The sequence below is a fragment of the Streptomyces atriruber genome (assembly GCF_001418325.1).
Taxonomy (GTDB): domain Bacteria; phylum Actinomycetota; class Actinomycetes; order Streptomycetales; family Streptomycetaceae; genus Streptomyces; species Streptomyces atriruber.
The window spans coordinates 22,702-41,914 of the sequence record NZ_LIPN01000068.1 but is presented as its reverse complement, the minus strand read 5'-3'; the positions used below and the strand labels follow the sequence as shown (position 1 = coordinate 41,914).

Annotated in this window: 16 protein-coding genes and 1 tRNA gene; 5 read left to right on the top strand and 12 right to left on the bottom strand. The window is 67.0% G+C overall.

The genetic code is table 11. The features are described from left to right. The first annotated feature begins 8 nt into the window (after positions 1–8). Together AOK03_RS40630 and AOK03_RS40625 are read left to right on the top strand one after the other, a co-directional pair. Positions 9–248: a hypothetical protein gene (locus tag AOK03_RS40630; protein WP_055564547.1), complete on the top strand. Its 240-nt coding sequence runs from the start codon at positions 9–11 to the stop codon at positions 246–248. A 24-nt stretch (positions 249–272) separates the two neighbouring features. Beyond that, positions 273–896 (top strand): M48 family metalloprotease, encoded by a 624-nt coding sequence (locus tag AOK03_RS40625; protein WP_079074557.1) that lies wholly within the window; start codon positions 273–275, stop codon positions 894–896. Positions 897–955: 59 nt separating this feature from the next. Here the strand turns inward: AOK03_RS40625 and AOK03_RS08435 are convergent, their stop codons facing one another. The 11 genes from AOK03_RS08435 to AOK03_RS08385 all read right to left on the bottom strand — a co-directional run bounded on the left by AOK03_RS08435 (position 956) and on the right by AOK03_RS08385 (position 15,313). Continuing rightward, a complete protein-coding gene (locus tag AOK03_RS08435; RefSeq protein WP_055564545.1) occupies positions 956–4,870 on the bottom strand; it encodes a DNA-directed RNA polymerase subunit beta' in 3,915 nt (1,304 codons plus the stop codon). Positions 4,871–4,966: 96 nt separating this feature from the next. After that, a complete protein-coding gene (gene rpoB / locus AOK03_RS08430) occupies positions 4,967–8,452 on the bottom strand; it encodes a DNA-directed RNA polymerase subunit beta (protein ID WP_055564544.1) in 3,486 nt (1,161 codons plus the stop codon). Positions 8,453–9,027: 575 nt separating this feature from the next. After that, positions 9,028–9,414: a 50S ribosomal protein L7/L12 gene (gene rplL / locus AOK03_RS08425; RefSeq protein WP_055564543.1), complete on the bottom strand. Its 387-nt coding sequence runs from the start codon at positions 9,412–9,414 to the stop codon at positions 9,028–9,030. Between the two features lie 111 nt (positions 9,415–9,525). Continuing rightward, positions 9,526–10,056 (bottom strand): 50S ribosomal protein L10, encoded by a 531-nt coding sequence (gene rplJ, locus AOK03_RS08420; RefSeq protein WP_055564542.1) that lies wholly within the window; start codon positions 10,054–10,056, stop codon positions 9,526–9,528. 261 nt (positions 10,057–10,317) lie between these two features. Then, complete coding sequence (locus AOK03_RS08415) at positions 10,318–11,307, bottom strand: SCO4651 family lipoprotein (protein ID WP_107097953.1); 990 nt, start codon at positions 11,305–11,307, stop codon at positions 10,318–10,320. Positions 11,308–11,404: 97 nt separating this feature from the next. Further along, positions 11,405–12,301 carry an SCO4651 family lipoprotein gene (locus tag AOK03_RS08410; RefSeq protein WP_055564540.1) on the bottom strand — a complete coding sequence of 299 codons (897 nt, stop codon included), beginning with the start codon at positions 12,299–12,301 and terminating at the stop codon, positions 11,405–11,407. A 157-nt stretch (positions 12,302–12,458) separates the two neighbouring features. Then, entirely contained in the window at positions 12,459–13,181 is a 723-nt protein-coding gene (gene rplA / locus AOK03_RS08405) for a 50S ribosomal protein L1 (protein WP_055564539.1), read from the bottom strand. An 88-nt stretch (positions 13,182–13,269) separates the two neighbouring features. Next, positions 13,270–13,704: a 50S ribosomal protein L11 gene (rplK, locus tag AOK03_RS08400; RefSeq protein WP_030782612.1), complete on the bottom strand. Its 435-nt coding sequence runs from the start codon at positions 13,702–13,704 to the stop codon at positions 13,270–13,272. 167 nt (positions 13,705–13,871) lie between these two features. Beyond that, positions 13,872–14,768 (bottom strand): transcription termination/antitermination protein NusG, encoded by an 897-nt coding sequence (nusG, locus tag AOK03_RS08395; RefSeq protein WP_055564538.1) that lies wholly within the window; start codon positions 14,766–14,768, stop codon positions 13,872–13,874. A gap of 77 nt (positions 14,769–14,845) precedes the next feature. Next, positions 14,846–15,133, bottom strand: coding sequence for a preprotein translocase subunit SecE (secE, locus tag AOK03_RS08390; protein WP_055564537.1), 288 nt, complete (start codon positions 15,131–15,133; stop codon positions 14,846–14,848). 107 nt (positions 15,134–15,240) lie between these two features. Further along, a tRNA-Trp gene (locus AOK03_RS08385) sits at positions 15,241–15,313 on the bottom strand. A gap of 181 nt (positions 15,314–15,494) precedes the next feature. Here AOK03_RS08385 and AOK03_RS08380 point away from each other — a divergent pair. After that, entirely contained in the window at positions 15,495–16,721 is a 1,227-nt protein-coding gene (locus tag AOK03_RS08380; RefSeq protein WP_055564536.1) for a pyridoxal phosphate-dependent aminotransferase, read from the top strand. A gap of 131 nt (positions 16,722–16,852) precedes the next feature. Beyond that, positions 16,853–17,887, top strand: a complete 1,035-nt coding sequence (locus AOK03_RS08375) for an adenosine deaminase (protein ID WP_055564535.1) — start codon at positions 16,853–16,855, stop codon at positions 17,885–17,887. Here AOK03_RS08375 and AOK03_RS08370 read toward each other — a convergent pair. Next, on the bottom strand, positions 17,880–18,476 hold the full coding sequence (locus tag AOK03_RS08370; protein WP_055564534.1) for a TetR/AcrR family transcriptional regulator: 597 nt from the start codon (positions 18,474–18,476) through the stop codon (positions 17,880–17,882). The two genes, AOK03_RS08375 and AOK03_RS08370, sit on opposite strands and share 8 nt — an antisense overlap. Positions 18,477–18,563: 87 nt before the next feature. Here AOK03_RS08370 and AOK03_RS08365 point away from each other — a divergent pair, with 87 nt between their 5' ends. Then, the gene (locus AOK03_RS08365; protein WP_055564533.1) at positions 18,564–19,202 is read left to right on the top strand and encodes an NAD(P)-dependent oxidoreductase; all 639 of its coding nucleotides are present in this window, start codon (positions 18,564–18,566) and stop codon (positions 19,200–19,202) included. Positions 19,203–19,213 lie beyond the last annotated feature (11 nt).

Here is a 19,213-nt window from a genome sequence, read left to right as displayed (position 1 = left end):
CCGATGCCATGGCCATCAGCGTTCTCGCGCTCCATCTGCCGCACACAGTCGTCGGGCTCGGGGCCGTGACCCTTCTGGGATTCCTCGTGGAGAGCTGGACCGGCCTTCCCGCCTGGGCAACGGCCGTGGGCTGGCTTCTCAGCGGCGCGCTGATCCTCCACCGGTCCACCGAGGCCTTCATCGCCCGCCATGTGCTGGGCTACAGGCCGCCGTCGCTCGCCGAGCAGGACCAGCTCGCGCCGTCCTGACACGACGTCACAGCTCGGTTCGGGCTGGACAGCACGGCGTACCAGCTCTGGATCCACGAAAGCGCAGACCTCAGCGCGGAGGCCGCGGCGGGCCACATCGTCGCCGTGACCTCGGCCGCGCTCCGACTGCCACCGGGCCAGCTCTCCGCCGTGCTCGCCCATGAACTCGGCCACCATGTAGCAGGACACTCCTGGACGGCGCTCCTGACCTTTTGGTACGCCCTGCCCGCCCGGCTCATCTGGCGGGCCGTGCGAGCTCTGCACCGAATGACATCGCCTTCGCGCCGCACCATGACCAGGAAGGACAAGAAGGCCAGGAACCAGCTCCTCTTGATCGCGATCCTTCTCTCGCTGGTGGCGGTATACCTGTTCCCCTGGCTGCTTCTGCTGGCGCTGATCCCCATGCTGCTCGCCGCGGTCAAGCGGCGTGCCGAACTGCGTGCCGACCGCTCTGCCGCGGCCCGCGGCTTCGGGCCCCAACTCGCTCACGTACTCGAGAAGTTCATCACCGACGAAGCAGGCGCAAAGCCCTCCGCGCAGCTCGAGGCCGACAGGTTCCGCCCCGCGGTCTCGCTGCTCTCCGCGCAGCCGGACCTGCACACCCGGCTGCAGAGCCTTCAGCGCTACCTCGAGGCACACCGGCATTGAAAACGCCGAAGGGCGCCCATCCCGCGTACGGGATAAGCGCCCTTCAACAAACTCAGGCCTTACTGGTTGTACGGACCGTAGTCGTAGTCCTCCAGCGGCACGGCCTGACCGGAGCCCGTGCCGAACGGCGAGTAGTCGATGTCGTCGTAGCCGACGGCCGAGTACATCGCGGCCTTGGCCTCCTCGGTCGGCTCCACCCGGATGTTGCGGTAGCGGGAAAGACCCGTACCGGCCGGGATGAGCTTACCGATGATGACGTTCTCCTTGAGGCCGATGAGGCTGTCGGACTTGGCGTTGATCGCCGCATCCGTCAGGACTCGGGTCGTCTCCTGGAAGGAGGCGGCCGACAGCCAGGATTCCGTCGCCAGCGAGGCCTTGGTGATACCCATCAGCTGCGGACGGCCGGAGGCCGGGTGGCCGCCTTCCGTCACGACGCGACGGTTCTCGGTCTCGAACTTCGAGCGCTCGACGAGCTCGCCCGGCAGCAGCTCCGCGTCGCCGGACTCGATGATCGTCACGCGGCGCAGCATCTGCCGGATGATGATCTCGATGTGCTTGTCGTGGATCGACACGCCCTGGCTGTTGTAGACCTTCTGGACTTCGCCGACCAGGTGGACCTGGACCGCGCGCTGACCGAGGATCCGCAGCACGTCGTGCGGGTTGGTGGCACCGAAGGTGAGCTTCTGGCCCACCTCGACGTGGTCGCCCTCGCGCACCAGGACCTTGGCACGCTTCGAGATCGGGAACGCCGTCTCGTCGCTGCCGTCGTCCGGGGTCACGACGAGCTTCTTCGTCTTCTCGGTCTCCTCGATGCGGACACGGCCCGCGGCCTCGGAGATCGGGGCGACACCCTTCGGCGTACGAGCCTCGAAGAGCTCGACGACACGGGGCAGACCCTGGGTGATGTCGTCACCGGCCACACCACCGGTGTGGAAGGTACGCATCGTCAGCTGCGTACCGGGCTCACCGATGGACTGGGCGGCGATGATGCCGACCGCCTCACCGATGTCGACCAGCTTGCCGGTGGCGAGCGAACGGCCGTAGCAGAAGGCACAGGTGCCGACCGCGGACTCACAGGTCAGGACCGAGCGGGTCTTGACCTCCTCGACGCCGTTGGCGACCAGGGCGTCGATGAGGACGTCACCGAGGTCCACGTTGGCCGGCGCGATGACCTTGCCGTCGATGACGACGTCCTCGGCCAGCATGCGGGCGTAGACCGAGGTCTCGACGTTCTCCGTCTTGCGGAGGACACCGTCCTCGCCCTTGACCGCGATCTTCAGCTTCAGACCGCGCTCGGTGCCACAGTCCTCCTCGCGAATGATGACGTCCTGCGAGACGTCGACCAGACGACGGGTGAGGTAACCGGAGTCGGCGGTACGGAGAGCCGTGTCCGCCAGACCCTTACGGGCACCGTGCGTGGAGATGAAGTACTCAAGAACGGTCAGGCCCTCACGGAAGGAGGCCTTGATCGGACGCGGGATGGTCTCGTTCTTCGCGTTCGACACCAGACCACGCATACCGGCGATCTGACGCATCTGCATCATGTTTCCTCGGGCACCCGAGTCAACCATCATGAAGATGGGGTTCGTCTTGGGGAAGTTCGCGTTCATCGCCTCGGCAACCTCGTTGGTCGCCTTGGTCCAGATCGCGATGAGCTCCTGCGTGCGCTCGTCCTTGGTGATCAGACCGCGCTCGTACTGCTTCTGGACCTTCTCGTCCTGGGCCTCGTAGCCCGCGACGATCTCCTTCTTGGCCGCGGGGACCACGACGTCGGAGATGGCCACGGTGACGCCGGAACGGGTCGCCCAGTAGAAGCCCGCCGCCTTCAGGTTGTCGAGCGTCGCCGCCACGATGACCTTGGGGTAGCGCTCGGCGAGGTCGTTGACGATCTCGGAGAGCTGCTTCTTGCCGACCGAGTAGTCGACGAAGGGGTAGTCCTCGGGCAGCAGCTCGTTGAAGAGCGCGCGGCCCAGCGACGTACGCAGCCGGAAGCTGTCGCCCTGCTGGTACGGCCGCTCCTCGACGCCCTCGTCCCCGGCCTCGGAGACCGGCGGGGTCCAGCCGCGCGGCGGGATGGTGCCCACCGGGAAGCGGATGTCGATGGACGACTGCAGCGCGAGCTCGCCGGCGTCGAACGCCATGATCGCCTCGGCCGTGGAGCCGAACGCGCGGCCCTCGCCCTTGACGTCACGGAGCTCACCGTCGGTGGTCAGGAAGAACAGACCGAGGACCATGTCCTGGGTCGGCATCGTGACCGGACGGCCGTCGGCCGGCTTGAGGATGTTGTTCGAGGACAGCATCAGGATGCGGGCCTCGGCCTGCGCCTCCGCGGAGAGCGGCAGGTGCACGGCCATCTGGTCACCGTCGAAGTCCGCGTTGAACGCGGTGCAGACGAGCGGGTGGATCTGAATGGCCTTGCCCTCGACCAGCTGCGGCTCGAAGGCCTGGATGCCGAGGCGGTGCAGCGTGGGCGCACGGTTCAGCAGAACCGGGTGCTCGGCGATGACCTCTTCGAGGACGTCGTACACGACCGTGCGGCCGCGCTCGACCATCCGCTTGGCGCTCTTGATGTTCTGCGCGTGGTTCAGGTCGACCAGGCGCTTCATCACGAACGGCTTGAAGAGCTCCAGCGCCATGGCCTTCGGCAGACCACACTGGTGCAGCTTCAGCTGCGGACCGACGACGATCACGGAACGCGCGGAGTAGTCCACACGCTTACCGAGCAGGTTCTGACGGAATCGACCCTGCTTGCCCTTGAGCATGTCGGACAGCGACTTCAGCGGACGGTTGCCGGGGCCCGTCACCGGGCGGCCACGACGGCCGTTGTCGAAGAGCGCGTCGACGGCCTCCTGGAGCATGCGCTTCTCGTTGTTCACGATGATCTCGGGCGCACCGAGGTCGAGAAGGCGCTTCAGGCGGTTGTTGCGGTTGATCACGCGGCGGTACAGGTCGTTCAGGTCGGAGGTCGCGAAGCGGCCACCGTCCAGCTGCACCATCGGACGCAGGTCCGGCGGGATGACCGGCACGCAGTCCAGAACCATGCCCTTGGGGCTGTTCGAGGTCTGCAGGAACGCGGAGACGACCTTGAGGCGCTTGAGCGCACGGGTCTTCTTCTGGCCCTTGCCGGTACGGATGATCTCGCGGAGGCGCTCGGCCTCCTCGTCGAGGTCGAAGGACTCCAGGCGCTTCTGCAGCGCCGCGGCACCCATCGAGCCGTCGAAGTACGTGCCGAAGCGGTCACGCAGCTCGCGGTAGAGCAGCTCGTCGCCCTCGAGGTCCTGGACCTTGAGGTTCTTGAAGCGGTTCCACACCTCGTCGAGACGGTCGATCTCGCGCTGCGCACGGTCACGCAGCTGCTTCATCTCGCGCTCGGCACCTTCGCGCACCTTGCGGCGCACGTCGGCCTTGGCGCCCTCGGCCTCGAGCTCGGCCAGGTCGGTCTCGAGCTTCTTGGCGCGGGCCTCCAGGTCGGAGTCGCGACGGTTCTCGATCTGCTGGCGCTCCACGGAGACATGCGCCTCCAGGGAGGGCAGGTCGCGGGTGCGGCGCTCCTCGTCCACGAACGTGATCATGTACGCCGCGAAGTAGATGACCTTCTCGAGGTCCTTCGGGGCGAGGTCGAGGAGGTAGCCCAGGCGCGACGGGACGCCCTTGAAGTACCAGATGTGCGTGACGGGCGCGGCCAGCTCGATGTGACCCATCCGCTCACGACGCACCTTGGCGCGAGTGACCTCGACGCCGCAGCGCTCACAGATGATGCCCTTGAAGCGGACACGCTTGTACTTGCCGCAGTAGCACTCCCAGTCCCGGGTCGGACCGAAGATCTTCTCGCAGAAGAGTCCGTCCTTCTCGGGCTTGAGCGTGCGGTAGTTGATGGTCTCCGGCTTCTTGACCTCGCCGTGGGACCACTGTCGGATGTCGTCCGCGGTGGCAAGGCCGATCCGCAGCTCGTCGAAGAAGTTGACGTCGAGCACTTTGTCGTCAATCCCTCTTTCGGGGTCGAGTCTCAATCATGGTCTGAACGGGTCCGGGGAGAGCCGGCCGGATACGGGATCCGGCCGGCCAACCCGTCAGACCTCTTCGACGCTGCTCGGCTCGCGCCGGGACAGGTCGATGCCGAGCTCCTCCGCCGCGCGGAAGACGTCCTCGTCGGTGTCGCGCATCTCGATGGACATGCCGTCCGAGGACAGCACCTCCACGTTGAGGCACAGGGACTGCATTTCCTTGATGAGCACCTTGAAGGACTCGGGAATGCCGGGCTCGGGGATGTTCTCGCCCTTGACGATGGCCTCGTAGACCTTCACGCGGCCGGTCACGTCGTCGGACTTGATCGTCAGCAGCTCCTGGAGGGCGTACGCGGCGCCGTATGCCTCCAGCGCCCACACCTCCATCTCACCGAAGCGCTGGCCACCGAACTGTGCCTTACCACCCAGCGGCTGCTGGGTGATCATCGAGTACGGGCCGGTCGAACGCGCGTGGAGCTTGTCGTCGACCAGGTGGTGCAGCTTGAGGATGTACATGTACCCGACCGAGATCGGGTCCGGGAACGGCTCACCGGAGCGGCCGTCGAACAGCTGCGCCTTGCCGGACGGGAGCACCATGCGCTCGCCGTCGCGGTTCGGGATGGTGTGCTGCAGCAGACCGGCGAGCTCGTCCTCACGCGCACCGTCGAAGACGGGGGTGGCGACGTTCGTGCCGGGGTCGACCTGGTCGGCGCCGATGGCCTGCAGGCGCTGCGCCCACTCGTCCGCGAGGCCGGAGACGTCCCAGCCGCGGCTGGCGAGCCAGCCGAGGTGGATCTCCAGGACCTGTCCCGGGTTCATTCGGGACGGCACGCCCAGCGGGTTCAGGATGATGTCGACCGGAGTTCCGTCCTCGAGGAACGGCATGTCCTCGATCGGAAGGATCTTCGAGATAACACCCTTGTTGCCGTGGCGGCCGGCGAGCTTGTCACCGTCCGTGATCTTGCGCTTCTGCGCCACGTAGACACGAACCAGCTGGTTCACGCCCGGCGGCAGCTCGTCGCCCTCTTCACGGTCGAAGACGCGGACGCCGATGACCTTGCCGATCTCGCCGTGCGGCACCTTCAGGGAGGTGTCACGGACCTCGCGCGCCTTCTCACCGAAGATCGCGCGGAGCAGGCGCTCCTCCGGCGTCAGCTCGGTCTCACCCTTGGGCGTGACCTTGCCGACGAGGATGTCGCCGGCGACGACCTCGGCACCGATACGGATGATGCCGCGCTCGTCGAGGTCGGCGAGGACCTCTTCGGAGACGTTCGGGATGTCCCGGGTGATCTCCTCCGGGCCGAGCTTGGTGTCACGGGCGTCGACCTCGTGCTCCTCGATGTGGATCGAGGAGAGGACGTCGTCCTGCACGAGGCGCTGCGACAGGATGATCGCGTCCTCGTAGTTGTGACCCTCCCACGGCATGAACGCCACGAGCAGGTTCTTGCCGAGGGCCATCTCGCCCTCTTCGGTCGCGGGACCGTCGGCCAGGACCTGGCCCTCGATCACGCGGGCGCCCTCGTCGACGACAACCTTCTGGTTGACGGAGGTGCCCTGGTTCGACCGGGAGAACTTGGCGATGCGGTACGTGGTGTACGTGCCGTCGTCGTTCGTGACCGTGACGTAGTCCGCGGAGACCTCCTGGACCACACCCGCCTTCTCGGCCTTGATCACGTCACCGGCGTCGACCGCACAGCGGTACTCCATGCCGGTGCCGACGAGGGGGGCCTCGGCGGTGATCAGCGGCACGGCCTGACGCATCATGTTCGCGCCCATGAGGGCACGGTTGGCGTCGTCGTGCTCGAGGAAGGGGATCATCGCGGTCGCGACGGACACCATCTGGCGCGGCGAGACGTCCATGTAGTCGACGTCCGTGCCGGGCACGTAGTCGATCTCTCCGCCACGGCGGCGGATCAGGACGCGGGCCTCGGCGAAGTGGAGGTCGTCCGTCAGCGGGGCGTTGGCCTGCGCGATGACGAAGCGGTCCTCCTCGTCGGCCGTCAGGTAGTCGACGTCGTCGGTGACCTGGCCCTCGACAACCTTGCGGTACGGCGTCTCGACGAAGCCGAACGCGTTGACGCGGCCGTACGAGGCGAGCGAACCGATCAGACCGATGTTCGGGCCTTCAGGGGTCTCGATCGGGCACATGCGGCCGTAGTGAGACGGGTGCACGTCACGGACCTCGAAGCCTGCCCGCTCACGCGAGAGACCGCCGGGACCCAGCGCCGAGAGACGACGCTTGTGCGTCAGACCCGACAGCGGGTTGTTCTGGTCCATGAACTGCGACAGCTGCGAGGTGCCGAAGAATTCCTTGATCGACGCCACGACCGGGCGGATGTTGATCAGGGTCTGCGGCGTGATCGCCTCGACGTCCTGGGTCGTCATGCGCTCGCGGACGACGCGCTCCATACGAGCCAGACCCGTGCGGACCTGGTTCTGGATGAGCTCGCCGACGTTGCGCAGACGACGGTTGCCGAAGTGGTCGATGTCGTCGGTCTCGACGACGATCGACGTGCCGCTGTCGCCAACGGTCTCGACCTCACCGGCGTGCAGCTTCACCAGGTACTTGATCGAGGCGATGATGTCCTCGACCGTGAGGATGCCCGCGTCGAGCGGAGCGTCCGCACCCAGCTTCTTGTTCACCTTGTAGCGGCCGACCTTCGCGAGGTCGTAGCGCTTCGGGTTGAAGTAGAGGTTCTCGAGCAGCGTCTGAGCGGCCTCACGGGTCGGCGGCTCGCCCGGACGGAGCTTGCGGTAGATGTCGAGCAGCGCGTCGTCCTGGCCCTGGGTGTGGTCCTTCTCCAGGGTGGCGCGCATGGACTCGTACTCGCCGAACTCCTCGAGGATCTGCTCGGTCGTCCAACCGAGAGCCTTGAGCAGAACGGTGACCGACTGCTTGCGCTTGCGGTCGATGCGGACACCGACCATGTCGCGCTTGTCGATCTCCATCTCCAGCCAGGCACCCCGGGACGGGATGATCTTGGCGGAGAAGATGTCCTTGTCGGACGTCTTGTCGATCGAGGAATCGAAGTACACACCGGGCGAACGGACCAGCTGCGACACCACGACACGCTCGGTGCCGTTGATGACGAAGGTGCCCTTGTTCGTCATGAGCGGGAAGTCGCCCATGAAGACCGTCTGCGACTTGATCTCGCCGGTCTCGTTGTTGGTGAACTCGGCGGTGACGAAGAGCGGGGCAGCGAACGTGAAGTCGCGCTCCTTGCACTCGTCGATCGAGTTCTTCGGAGGCTCAAAACGGTGGTCGCGGAACGTCAGGGACATCGACCCGGAGAAGTCCTCGATCGGGGAGATCTCCTCGAAGATCTCCTCCAGACCGGACTTGGTGGGGACGTCCTGTCCGCTGTCCAGAGCCGCCTCGACACGAGCCTTCCACGCGTCATTGCCGAGCAGCCAGTCAAAGCTCTCGGTCTGCAGCGCAAGAAGGTTCGGAACCTCGAGGGGCTCCTTGATCTTTGCAAAGGAGATGCGCAGCGGGGCGGTGCTGGCGCCGTTGTTCGTATTCGCGGTCGAGGCAGTGCGCGAGGCGGCCAAGAGGGGGTCCTTCCGAGGGCTCGGACTCACTACGCGCGTACCGGTCCCAGGCTGGACACAGAGACAGACATCCCAGGTCAGGGAGAGTCCGGTCCACAGTGCTCAAGCATGGGCATGCCCCTGGTGACGGGCAGGAGGCAGCTAACAGGCAGCGCAAAGGGTCAGTGTAGCCACTCGGCCCACTGATGTCCAGTGCGGGTTTTTGAAGACCCTCGTTGTTCTCAACCCCTGCTGCAAGCCACGCCCTCGATGCACATCGATACTGCCCTCTTCGCCGCCGATCCATGCCTCGGATCCGGATCGTTGTCACGACGCGTCCTGAGAATTGCGCGCTGCGTGCGGTTCGTCAAGGCCCCCCTGCCCCGACATCACTCCGAGCTCGTCACCGTCACGGGCCGTCCGGAGGCACAACGAAGATCACCATACTCGTCGGGACCGACATCGCAAGGCACCCTTCGCGGGAGCGCCCGAGAACGCCGAAAGGCGACCACCCACTTGGGTGATCGCCTTTGGCGGCCCGTGCGTTACAGCGTTACGCCGTACGTACGGGAAAGAGAGTCAGACGACTCGTGAGGTCACTTGACCTCGACGGAGGCGCCGGCGCCCTCGAGGGCCTCCTTGGCCTTGTCCGCGGCGTCCTTGGCGACCTTCTCGAGGACCGGCTTCGGGGTGCCGTCGACGAGGTCCTTGGCCTCCTTCAGGCCCAGCGAGGTGAGCTCACGCACGACCTTGATGACCTGGATCTTCTTGTCGCCGGCACCCGTGAGGATGACGTCGAACTCGTCCTGCTCCTCGGCGGCCTCGGCGGCGCCACCAGCGGCACCACCGGCGACGACGACCGGCGCGGCAGCGGCGGCGGTGACGTCGAACTTCTCCTCGAAGGCCTTCACGAACTCGGAGAGCTCGATGAGGGTCATCTCTTCGAACTGCGCGAGCAGGTCGTCCTGGGACAGCTTCGCCATGATGGCGTCCTTCCACTAATTCGGCTGGTGCCGGGTGTATATGGAGGCGGGCGTACGTTGGGCCCGCTGCGACCGTCGCCCTAGTGGGCGTCGATCAATGCGCGAGCCGAATTACTCGGCACCGCCCTGCTCGGCCTGCTTGGCACGAAGCGCCTCCGCGGTGCGGACGAACTTCGAGGGCAGCGCCTGGAAGACAGAGGCAGCCTGCGACTGCTTGCCCTTCATGGCACCGGCCAGCTTGCTGAGCAGAACCTCGCGGGACTCGAGGTCCGCAAGCTTCTTGAACTCGTCGGCGGACAGCGCCTTGCCGTCAAGGACACCGCCCTTGATGACGAGGTTCGGGTTGTCCTTGGCGAAGTCACGAAGACCCTTGGCCGACTCCACCGGGTCACCGGTGACGAAGGCAACCGCCGTCGGACCCGTGAAGAGGTCGTCCAGCGTGTCGATCCCGGCCTCGTTGGCCGCGATCTTGGTCAGCGTGTTCTTCACCACGGCGTACTCGGAGTTCGCACCGAGGGAACGGCGCAGCTGCTTGAGCTGGGCCACGGTGAGACCCCGGTACTCGGTCAGCACGGCGGCGTTCGAGCTGCGGAACTTGTCCGTGAGCTCGGCTACCGCGGCAGCCTTGTCGGGCGTCGGCATAGAGCGTCGGCCTCCTTCCGGGTGATGAGGACCGCTCAGAAGGGGCCGACAAAACGAAACGCCCCGGCGCAGGCGCACGGGGCGTGAGCTCAACCGAATCGCATGCGATCCAGGAGCACATCCACAGTCACCTGCGCGGGTCGTCCGCCGTTTCAGCGGATCCTTCGGCCGCCGCACCCTCTTGCGAGAGCACAGCAACGACCAGCGGTCTTTGGCTTCTGTGGAAGAGTACGCGAACGGGTCCGCGGCAAGCAAATCCGGTCAGAAGGCGCTGTCCGAACCGGCGCCCGAGCCGCCCTTGCCGAGCTTCCCGAGCTCCTCGAACATCTTCATCATGTCGAAGGTCTGCCCGGCCGGCGGCGGCGTCACCTTGGTGGCGGAGCCGTAGTCGGAGAAGGTCTGGGAGGTCTTCACCGTGCCTTCGGGGGTCTTGATGTCGATGTCCATGCGGACGGGGTAGTCGTCCTCGTTGACCCAGACCTCGGTGTCGTAGCCCTTGATGCCCGACTTCTCGATGTTCTTGAAGAGCTGGTCGCGCTCGCTCTTGCTGAGCACGTCCTTCAGGCCGTCGTTGGACTCCATCATTTCCTTGACGGTGAGCCGGCCCTTGTAGCGCTGGGTCTGCGCGCCGTCGACCTTCGCGGAGCCCAGGTGCTTGAGGTTCGGCGAGTCCAGGAGCATCGCGAGCTGCTGCGCCGGGTCCTGGTTCATGCTGTCCAGGCCGCCGGTCATCTGCTTGGCGAGCTTGTCGTCACCGGCCTGCTTCGCGATGGAGTTGAGGTCCATCTTGACCCAGCGCTTGCCGTCCATGTCCTTGGCCGCCTTGGCGCCCATGTCCATGTACATCACGTTGTCGCTCCAGAGCATCCGGATCTTCTCCGGAGCCTCCGGGTCACCCTCCGTGAGCGCGGAGCCCGAGACCGTCACGTCCATGACGGTCGGGTCCCAGCCCATGACGCCGGTCATCTTCATCTCGCCGGCCCCGCCCATTGCCTTGCCCATCTCACCGGGCGGCGTGGACATCGTCATCTTGACCTTGGCCGACTTGGCGGCCGACGTCTTCTTGTACGCGGCCGTGATGACCTCGGTGACCTGCGAGCGGGACTGGGTCTTCCCCGACTCCCCCGCGTTGTCGGACTTGTCGTCCGAGCCTCCACAGGCCACCGCGCCGACACAGAGCAGCGCGGTGCTGAGCACGGCGCCCGCCGCCCGCTGACGTCCCCTGCGTCCACGTACGACACCTACAGTCATGACCCCACCCCTAGGAACTGAACCGAACAAAGAACACATGATCGACACATCTTTGTTCGCCGAGCGTACCTGAGGGGTGGGACGCGCAGCGCAGGAGTTATACCGCGGGCTGCTTGTTCAGCAGGTCCTTGAAGCTCATGGTGTCCGAGGCCGGGGGCTTCTCCACGGAGAGCTCGGTGCCGTAGTCGCTGTAGTAGGCCGTCTGCGAGAAGGTGCCGTTCTTCGTGTCGCCCTTCTCGGTCTTCTTGACCAGCAGGTCCTCGTCGTCGACCCAGATGTCGATCGTCTCGGTGCTGAGACCGGCCTGCTCGAACTGCTTCTTCAGCTCGGCGAGCTTGTCCTCGTCCAGGTCCGCGCTCTTGGCGGTGAAGTCGGCGATGTCGACCTTGCCGGAGTAGTGCGTCGCCTTCGTGCCGCGGACCTCCTCCTCGCCGACGCGCTTCACGTCACCGGAGGCCAGCAGCATCTTCACCGACTGGTTCGGGGTGGTGTTCTGCATCTGGTCCTGGAAGGCCTCGCCCGCGGCGCCGCTCAGCTCGGCCAGCGTGGCGTAGTCGTACTCCAGCCAGTGCTTGCCCCCGCCCGCCTGCTCCGCGAACTTGTCGCCCATGTTCGCGTAGAAGCCGTTCTTCAGATAGCGGTAGTCGAGCTTCGACTTGCCGAGCTGCGCCATCTGCTGGGCCTGGGAGCCGCCGGTGAAGGTCACCGTCACATTGCCGGTGATGCCGTCGGACCAGCCCATGACGCCCTTCGCGTCCATGGAGGACACCGTGCCCAGGGTGGTGGAGCTCTCGATCCGGGCGGTGTCGGCCTTGTCGGTCGACTTCTCGACCGTACGCAGGGCGGCTATCGGGCTCATGTTCATGCCGCCCTTGTCCTTGCCGCTCCCGTCCGCCTTGTCGGAGGAGTCACCCGAACCGCAGGCCGTGAGGCCCGTCAGCGCGGCGACCACCGCGATCGAGAGACCGGCACGGCGCATGGTCGTGCTGTTCATGTTGTCCCACCCCTTGGCATTCATGGAGCCTGCACGCTAGCGCAGGCCACTGACACACCTATCCGAAAGGCTTGTACACAAACAGGACGGGCCCCGCACCTCGAAAGGTTGCGGGGCCCGTCCACAGAACGCGTACGCGACGCGGCTGCCGTCAGATTCAGACGGCGGCCGGGTCCTCCTCGGTGAGGAGGTTGCGGGTGCGGTTCGAGTCCAGCGGAATGCCGGGGCCCATCGTGGTGGTGATGGCGGCCTTCTTGATGTAGCGACCCTTGGCGGCCGACGGCTTCAGACGGAGGATCTCCTCCAGGGCCGCGGCGTAGTTCTCCACCAGCTTGGTGTCGTCGAAGGACACCTTGCCGATGATGAAGTGCAGGTTCGAGTGCTTGTCGACGCGGAACTCGATCTTGCCGCCCTTGATGTCGTTGACAGCCTTCACGACGTCGGGGGTCACGGTGCCGGTCTTCGGGTTCGGCATCAGACCACGCGGACCGAGCACGCGGCCGAGGCGGCCGACCTTGCCCATGAGGTCCGGGGTGGCGACGACGGCGTCGAAGTCCAGGCGGCCCTTCGCGACCTCGTCGATGAGCTCGTCGGCGCCGACGATGTCGGCCCCAGCGGCTTCCGCGGCCGCAGCACGGTCACCGGTCGCGAAGACCAGGACCCGGGCGGTCTTGCCGGTGCCGTGCGGGAGGTTCACGGTGCCACGGACCATCTGGTCGGCCTTGCGCGGGTCGACACCCAGACGCATGGCGACCTCGACGGTGCCGTCGAACTTGGTCGAGGAGGTCTCCTTGGCGAGACGGACGGCCTCGAGCGGGGCGTACAGCTTCTCCCGGTCGATCTTGGCGTCCGCAGCGCGGAGAGTCTTGCTGCGCTTCACTTCTGCTCCTGTGTTGGTTCAGGTATGGAGTCGTGGTTCGGACCAGCGCTTGGCCCTACCACTGAGAAAGGTCAGACGGGGAGGAGGCTCAGCCCTCGACCGTGATGCCCATGGAACGGGCGGTGCCGGCGATGATCTTCGACGCGGCGTCCAGGTCGTTGGCGTTGAGGTCTTCCATCTTGGTCTGCGCGATCTCACGGATCTGCGCCTCGGTGACCTTGGCGACCTTGGTCTTGTGGGGCTCGCCGGAGCCCTTCTCGACACCAGCGGCCTTGAGGATCATCTTGGCGGCCGGCGGCGTCTTGGTGATGAAGGTGAAGGAACGGTCTTCGTAGACCGTGATCTCCACCGGGATCACCCAGCCACGCTGCGACTCGGTCGCGGCGTTGTAGGCCTTGCAGAACTCCATGATGTTGACGCCGTGCTGGCCCAGGGCGGGACCGACCGGCGGGGCCGGGTTGGCGGCACCAGCCTGGATCTGGAGCTTGATCAGCCCCGTGACCTTCTTCTTCTTGGGAGGCATTGCTCTCTCCGGGTCCTAGTGAGAGTTTTCAGCCGACCATCCAGTCATCCGGATGGAGGCATACCGCACAACGATAACGGGTATAGTCGCGCGGCTAAAAACCGAGCAGGTCAGACCGGCTTTGACAGCCCGTCTGACCTGTTCGGAGGCGTGTGTTCCAGGGAACGTCAGTTCTTCTGGATCTGGTCGAAGCTCAGCTCGACCGGGGTCTCGCGGCCGAAGATCTCGACGAGACCCTTGACCTTCTTCGAGTCGGCGTTGATCTCGTTGATCGTCGCCTGCAGCGTCGCGAACGGACCGTCGGTGACGGTGACCGAGTCGCCCACCTCGAAGTCGAGCACCTGGACCTCGACCTTGCGGGCCGGAGCCGGCTTGCCCTCGGCCTCGGCGGCCTCGCGGGCGGCCTTCTCCTCGGCCTCCGGGGCGAGCATCTTGACGATCTCGTCCAGGGTCAGCGGGTACGGGTCGTAGGCGTTGCCGACGAAGCCGGTGACGCCCGGCGTGTTGCGGACGACGCCCCAGGACTCGTTCGTCAGGTCCATGCGCACCAGCACGTAGCCGGGGAGCTTGTTCTGGCGGATCGTCTTGCGCTCGCCGTTCTTGATCTGCGCGACCTCTTCCTGCGGCACCTCGGCCTGGAAGATGAAGTCCTCGACGTTGAGCGAGACGGCGCGCTGCTCGAGGTTGGTCTTCACGCGGTTCTCGTAACCGGCGTAGGTGTGGATGACGTACCACTCGCCGGGGAGGGTGCGGAGCTCCTCGCGGAGGGCCACGATCGGGTCGACCGGCTCGGCCTCCTCCTCGGGCTCGGCCTCGTCGGCAGGCTCCTCGTCGGCGACCTCGGCGACGGCGGTCTCGTCCTCCTCGGACTCCGCAACGGCCTCGGCGTCGCCCTCCAGGTGGATGGCGGCCTCTTCGGCGGGCTCGCCCGCGGCGGCGTCGGCAGCTTCGGCCTGGTCCGGCTCCTCGGCGTCCGCCGCCTCGACGATGTCGAGCTGGTCCTCCACGGACTCCGCGCTCTCTTCGCGAGGCTCGACGGCGTCGTTCAGGTTCGGGTCAGACACGGTGGCTGCTTCTTCCTGGATACAGAGGGGTGGAACGCGCGAAAGGGGCGCCGGGAACGGCGCCCTTCGCTCTCGGCTCAGCCGAAGATGTACTTGACAGCGTGGCTGAAGCCATAGTCAATCACGGTCACGAGACCGATCATGATGACGACGAAGACAATCACCACTGTGGTGTAGGTCGTGAGCTGACTGCGAGTCGGCCAGACGACCTTACGGAGCTCCGCGACAATCTGGCGGTAGAAGAGCGCGAGACGGCCGAAGGGGCCCTTCTTGCCGCGCTTGCCGCCCTTGCGGGCCTTCTTCTTGGACTCCGGCGCCTCGTCCTGGGCATCAGGCATGTCGATGGAGCCCACGGCGTCCGTCACTCGTCCTCACCTGATTCCGGGTCGTGGCCGTGCCGCGCCCGGTTGAGCCGCACGGCGGTGCATTGCAGTACGTACATGCGCACACTTCCTGGCGAAGGAGCGTGTAGCAGGGCCGGAGGGACTTGAACCCCCAACCGCTGGTTTTGGAGACCAGTGCTCTACCAATTGAGCTACGACCCTTTGATTTCCCCCAACCTACCGCATCCGCCCATGTGCACGGAGTGCGTAGAGAGGAAGCGGCCGGTGAAGGCCAACGAGCAGTGAGTGTACGTGCTCCGCGGCCCCCCGTCGAACAGAATGGGTTCCGACGGTCTTGGAAACCCGCCCGCCGGGGGCGTTTCGGGTCTGGAACGATGGGGCCATGAGCGCTGCAACTTCTCCGACCGAGCGCCGGGTGTCCGCGCGCATCGGCGCGATCTCCGAGTCCGCGACCCTCGCCGTCGACGCCAAGGCCAAGGCCCTCAAGGCCGCCGGTCGCCCGGTGATCGGCTTCGGGGCGGGCGAGCCCGACTTCCCGACTCCGGACTACATCGTCGAAGCGGCCATCGAGGCCTGCAAGAACCCGAAGTTCCACCGCTACACGCCGGCCGGGGGCCTCCCCGAGCTCAAGGCGGCGATCGCCGCGAAGACCCTGCGCGACTCGGGCTACGAGGTCGACGCGTCGCAGATCCTGGTGACCAACGGCGGCAAGCAGGCCATCTACGAAGCGTTCGCCGCGATCCTGGACCCGGGCGACGAGGTCATCGTCCCCGCGCCGTACTGGACGACGTACCCGGAGTCGATCCGCCTCGCGGGCGGCGTCCCGGTCCCGGTCGTCGCCGACGAGACCACCGAGTACCGCGTCTCGGTCGAGCAGCTCGAGGCCGCGCGCACGGAGCGCACGAAGGTCGTGCTCTTCGTGTCGCCGTCCAACCCGACGGGCGCCGTCTACAGCCAGGCCGACGCCGAGGCGATCGGCCGCTGGGCCGTCGAGCACGGCCTGTGGGTCATGACCGACGAGATCTACGAACACCTCGTCTACGGAGACGCGAAGTTCACCTCGCTCCCCGCGCTCCTGCCCGAGCTGCGCGACAAGTGCATCGTGGTCAACGGCGTCGCCAAGACGTACGCGATGACCGGCTGGCGGGTGGGCTGGATCATCGGCCCGAAGGACGTCGTCAAGGCCGCGACGAACCTGCAGTCGCACGCCACGTCCAACGTCTCGAACGTCGCGCAGGCCGCCGCGCTCGCGGCCGTCTCCGGTGACCTGGTCGCCGTCGAGAAGATGCGCGAGGCCTTCGACCGGCGCCGCAAGACGATCGTGCGGATGCTCAACGAGATCGCGGGCGTGGTCTGCCCCGAGCCCGAGGGCGCCTTCTACGCGTACCCCTCGGTGAAGGGTCTGCTCGGCAAGGAGATCCGCGGCAAGCGCCCGCAGGACTCCGTGGAGCTGGCCGCTCTCATCCTGGAGGAGGCCGAGGTCGCGGTCGTTCCTGGTGAGGCCTTCGGGACGCCGGGCTACCTGCGCCTTTCGTACGCGCTCGGCGACGAGGACCTCGTCGAGGGCGTCTCGCGGATCCAGAAGCTGCTCGCCGAGGCCCGCGACTGAATCCCGGCAGTCCGGCAGGAACGTGCGGGCCGTCTCTCCTTCGGAGAGGCGGCCCGTTTCTTCGTTCGGAGGGGGACCCGAAGGGGGAAAGGCGCTACCGGGAGGCCAGGTGCATACGGCAAGATCCTCGAATGGAGCGTGTACGAGACGAGCGTGTACGAGACGTACGAGAACTGCCGAAGGCCCATCTCCATCTGCACTTCACCGGGTCGATGCGGTCCAGCACCCTGCTGGAGCTGGCCGACAAGTACGGAGTGCGGCTCCCCGAGGCGCTGACCGGTGCCGAGCCACCGAAGCTGCGCGCGACGGACGAGCGCGGCTGGTTCCGCTTCCAGCGGCTCTACGACGCCGCGCGCTCCTGCCTTCGCGAGCCGGAGGACATCCGGCGCCTGGTGCGCGAGGCCGCCGAGGAGGACCTGCGGGACGGGTCGGGGTGGCTGGAGATCCAGGTCGACCCCACCTCGTACGCGCCACGGCTCGGCGGTCTGATCCCGGCCCTGGAAATCATCCTGGACGCGGTCGAGAGCGCCTCGCGGGAGACCGGCCTCGGCATGCGCGTCCTGGTCGCCGCGAACCGCATGAAGCACCCGCTGGACGCCCGCACGCTGGCGCGGCTCGCGGTGCGGTACGCGGACCGGGGCATCGTCGGCTTCGGGCTCTCCAACGACGAACGGCGCGGCATGGCGCGGGACTTCGACCGGGCCTTCGCCATCGCGCGCGACGGCGGTCTGCTGGCGGCGCCGCACGGCGGTGAGCTCACCGGGCCCGCGTCGGTGCGGGACTGCCTGGACGACCTGGACGCGGCGCGCATCGGGCACGGGGTGCGGGCCGCCGAGGATCCGCGGCTCCTGAAGCGGCTCGCGGACCGGGGCGTCACGTGCGAGGTGTGCCCGGCGTCCAACGTCGCCCTGGGGGTCTACGAGAAGCCGGCGGACGTCCCCCTGCGCACGCTGTTCGACGCGGGGGTGCCGATAGCACTCGGCGCCGACGACCCGCTCCTCTTCGGGTCGCGGCTCGCCGCCCAGTACGACATCGCGCGCGTGCACCACGGCTTCACCGACGCCGAGCTGGCGGAGCTGGCCCGGCAGTCGGTCCGCGGTTCGGCCGCGCCCGTCGACGTACAGAACAAGATGCTGGCCGGGGTGGACGAGTGGCTGGTCAGCTGATGCCCTTCAGGAGCGTGCGGGCGATGGCGGCCGCGAACTCCTCGACGGGCTGCGGGGGCTCCTTGCCGACCGTGGCGTCGTAGGCGAAGGCCCGCTGCGCGCAGGCGCCCATGAGGAGCGAGGCGGCCGCGAAGGTGTCGGCGTCGGGTGCGATCCGGCCGGCTTCGCGCTCGGTCCGCAGATAGGCGTCCAGGGCCTCGATGGGCATGTGGGGACCCGTGCCCATCTCGCGCATGGAGTCCTCGTGGCGGCGCTTCAGCTTGGTCTCCGCGTACAAGGAGGCGGCGATCGGGAAGCTCTGCGCATAGAAGTCACCGGCCAGCCGGGCGATCTCGGTGAGGTTCTCCAGGACGCTGCGCTCCCCCGGCTTCTCCACGAGCTCGCTCAGGAGCGGGTTCAGCCTGGGCAGCCTCTCCCGGAGCACGCTCACGAACAGCTCTTCCTTGCTCGCGAAGTGCTTGTAGAGCGCGGCTTCGGAGCAGCCCGCCGCCTTGGCGATCTCCTTGGTGGTGGCGCGGGCCAGACCGCGGGTGAACATGAGGTCGTGGGCCGCGTCGAGGATGCGGGCCCGGGTGGGCTTCTGCTGCATGGGCCGTCCAACCTGGCTTGACGAAGGGGTGAGTGTTTACTCACTCTAGAGGTGAGTGAATACTTACCCACCTTGGGAGGGTGCGCGATGAGGCTCACGGTGTTCGGTGCGACCGGTGGCATCGGTCAGGAGATCGTCCGGCAGGCGCTCACGGCAGGACACAAGGTCACGGCGGTGGTGCGCGATCCGGCGCGCCTCACGGTGACCGGCGAGGGGCTGGAGGTGTTCCGCGCGGACGCCCTGGATCCGGAGGCGGTGCGCCCCGCGGTCGCGGGCCGGGACGCGGTCCTTTCGGGGCTCGGTGCCCGCAATCGGGCGGACGCGGCCCGGGGCGTCGCGACGGAGCTCACGCGCGGCGTGCTGCGGGCGATGGACGCGGAGGGCACGCGGCGGCTGCTGGTCGTGAGCGCGGCCCCGGTCGGACCGCAGCCCGCGGACTCGCCGCTCCTCGACCGGGCCATGCTGGGCGTGGTCGACAGGGTCCTCAGGGACGTCTACACGGACCTGACGGCCATGGAGGCGGAGCTGGCCGCGAGCGCGACGGACTGGACCTCGGTCCGTCCGCCGAGACTGACGGACAAGCCCCTCACCGGCAGCTACCGCACGGTCGTGGGCGGCTTTCCGCGCTCGGGGCGGACGATCGCGCGCGCGGACGTGGCGCACGCGATGCTCGGCATGATCGACGACCGCGGGACCGTGCGGCAGGGCGTAGGCGTGGCCTACTGACCCGTCCACAC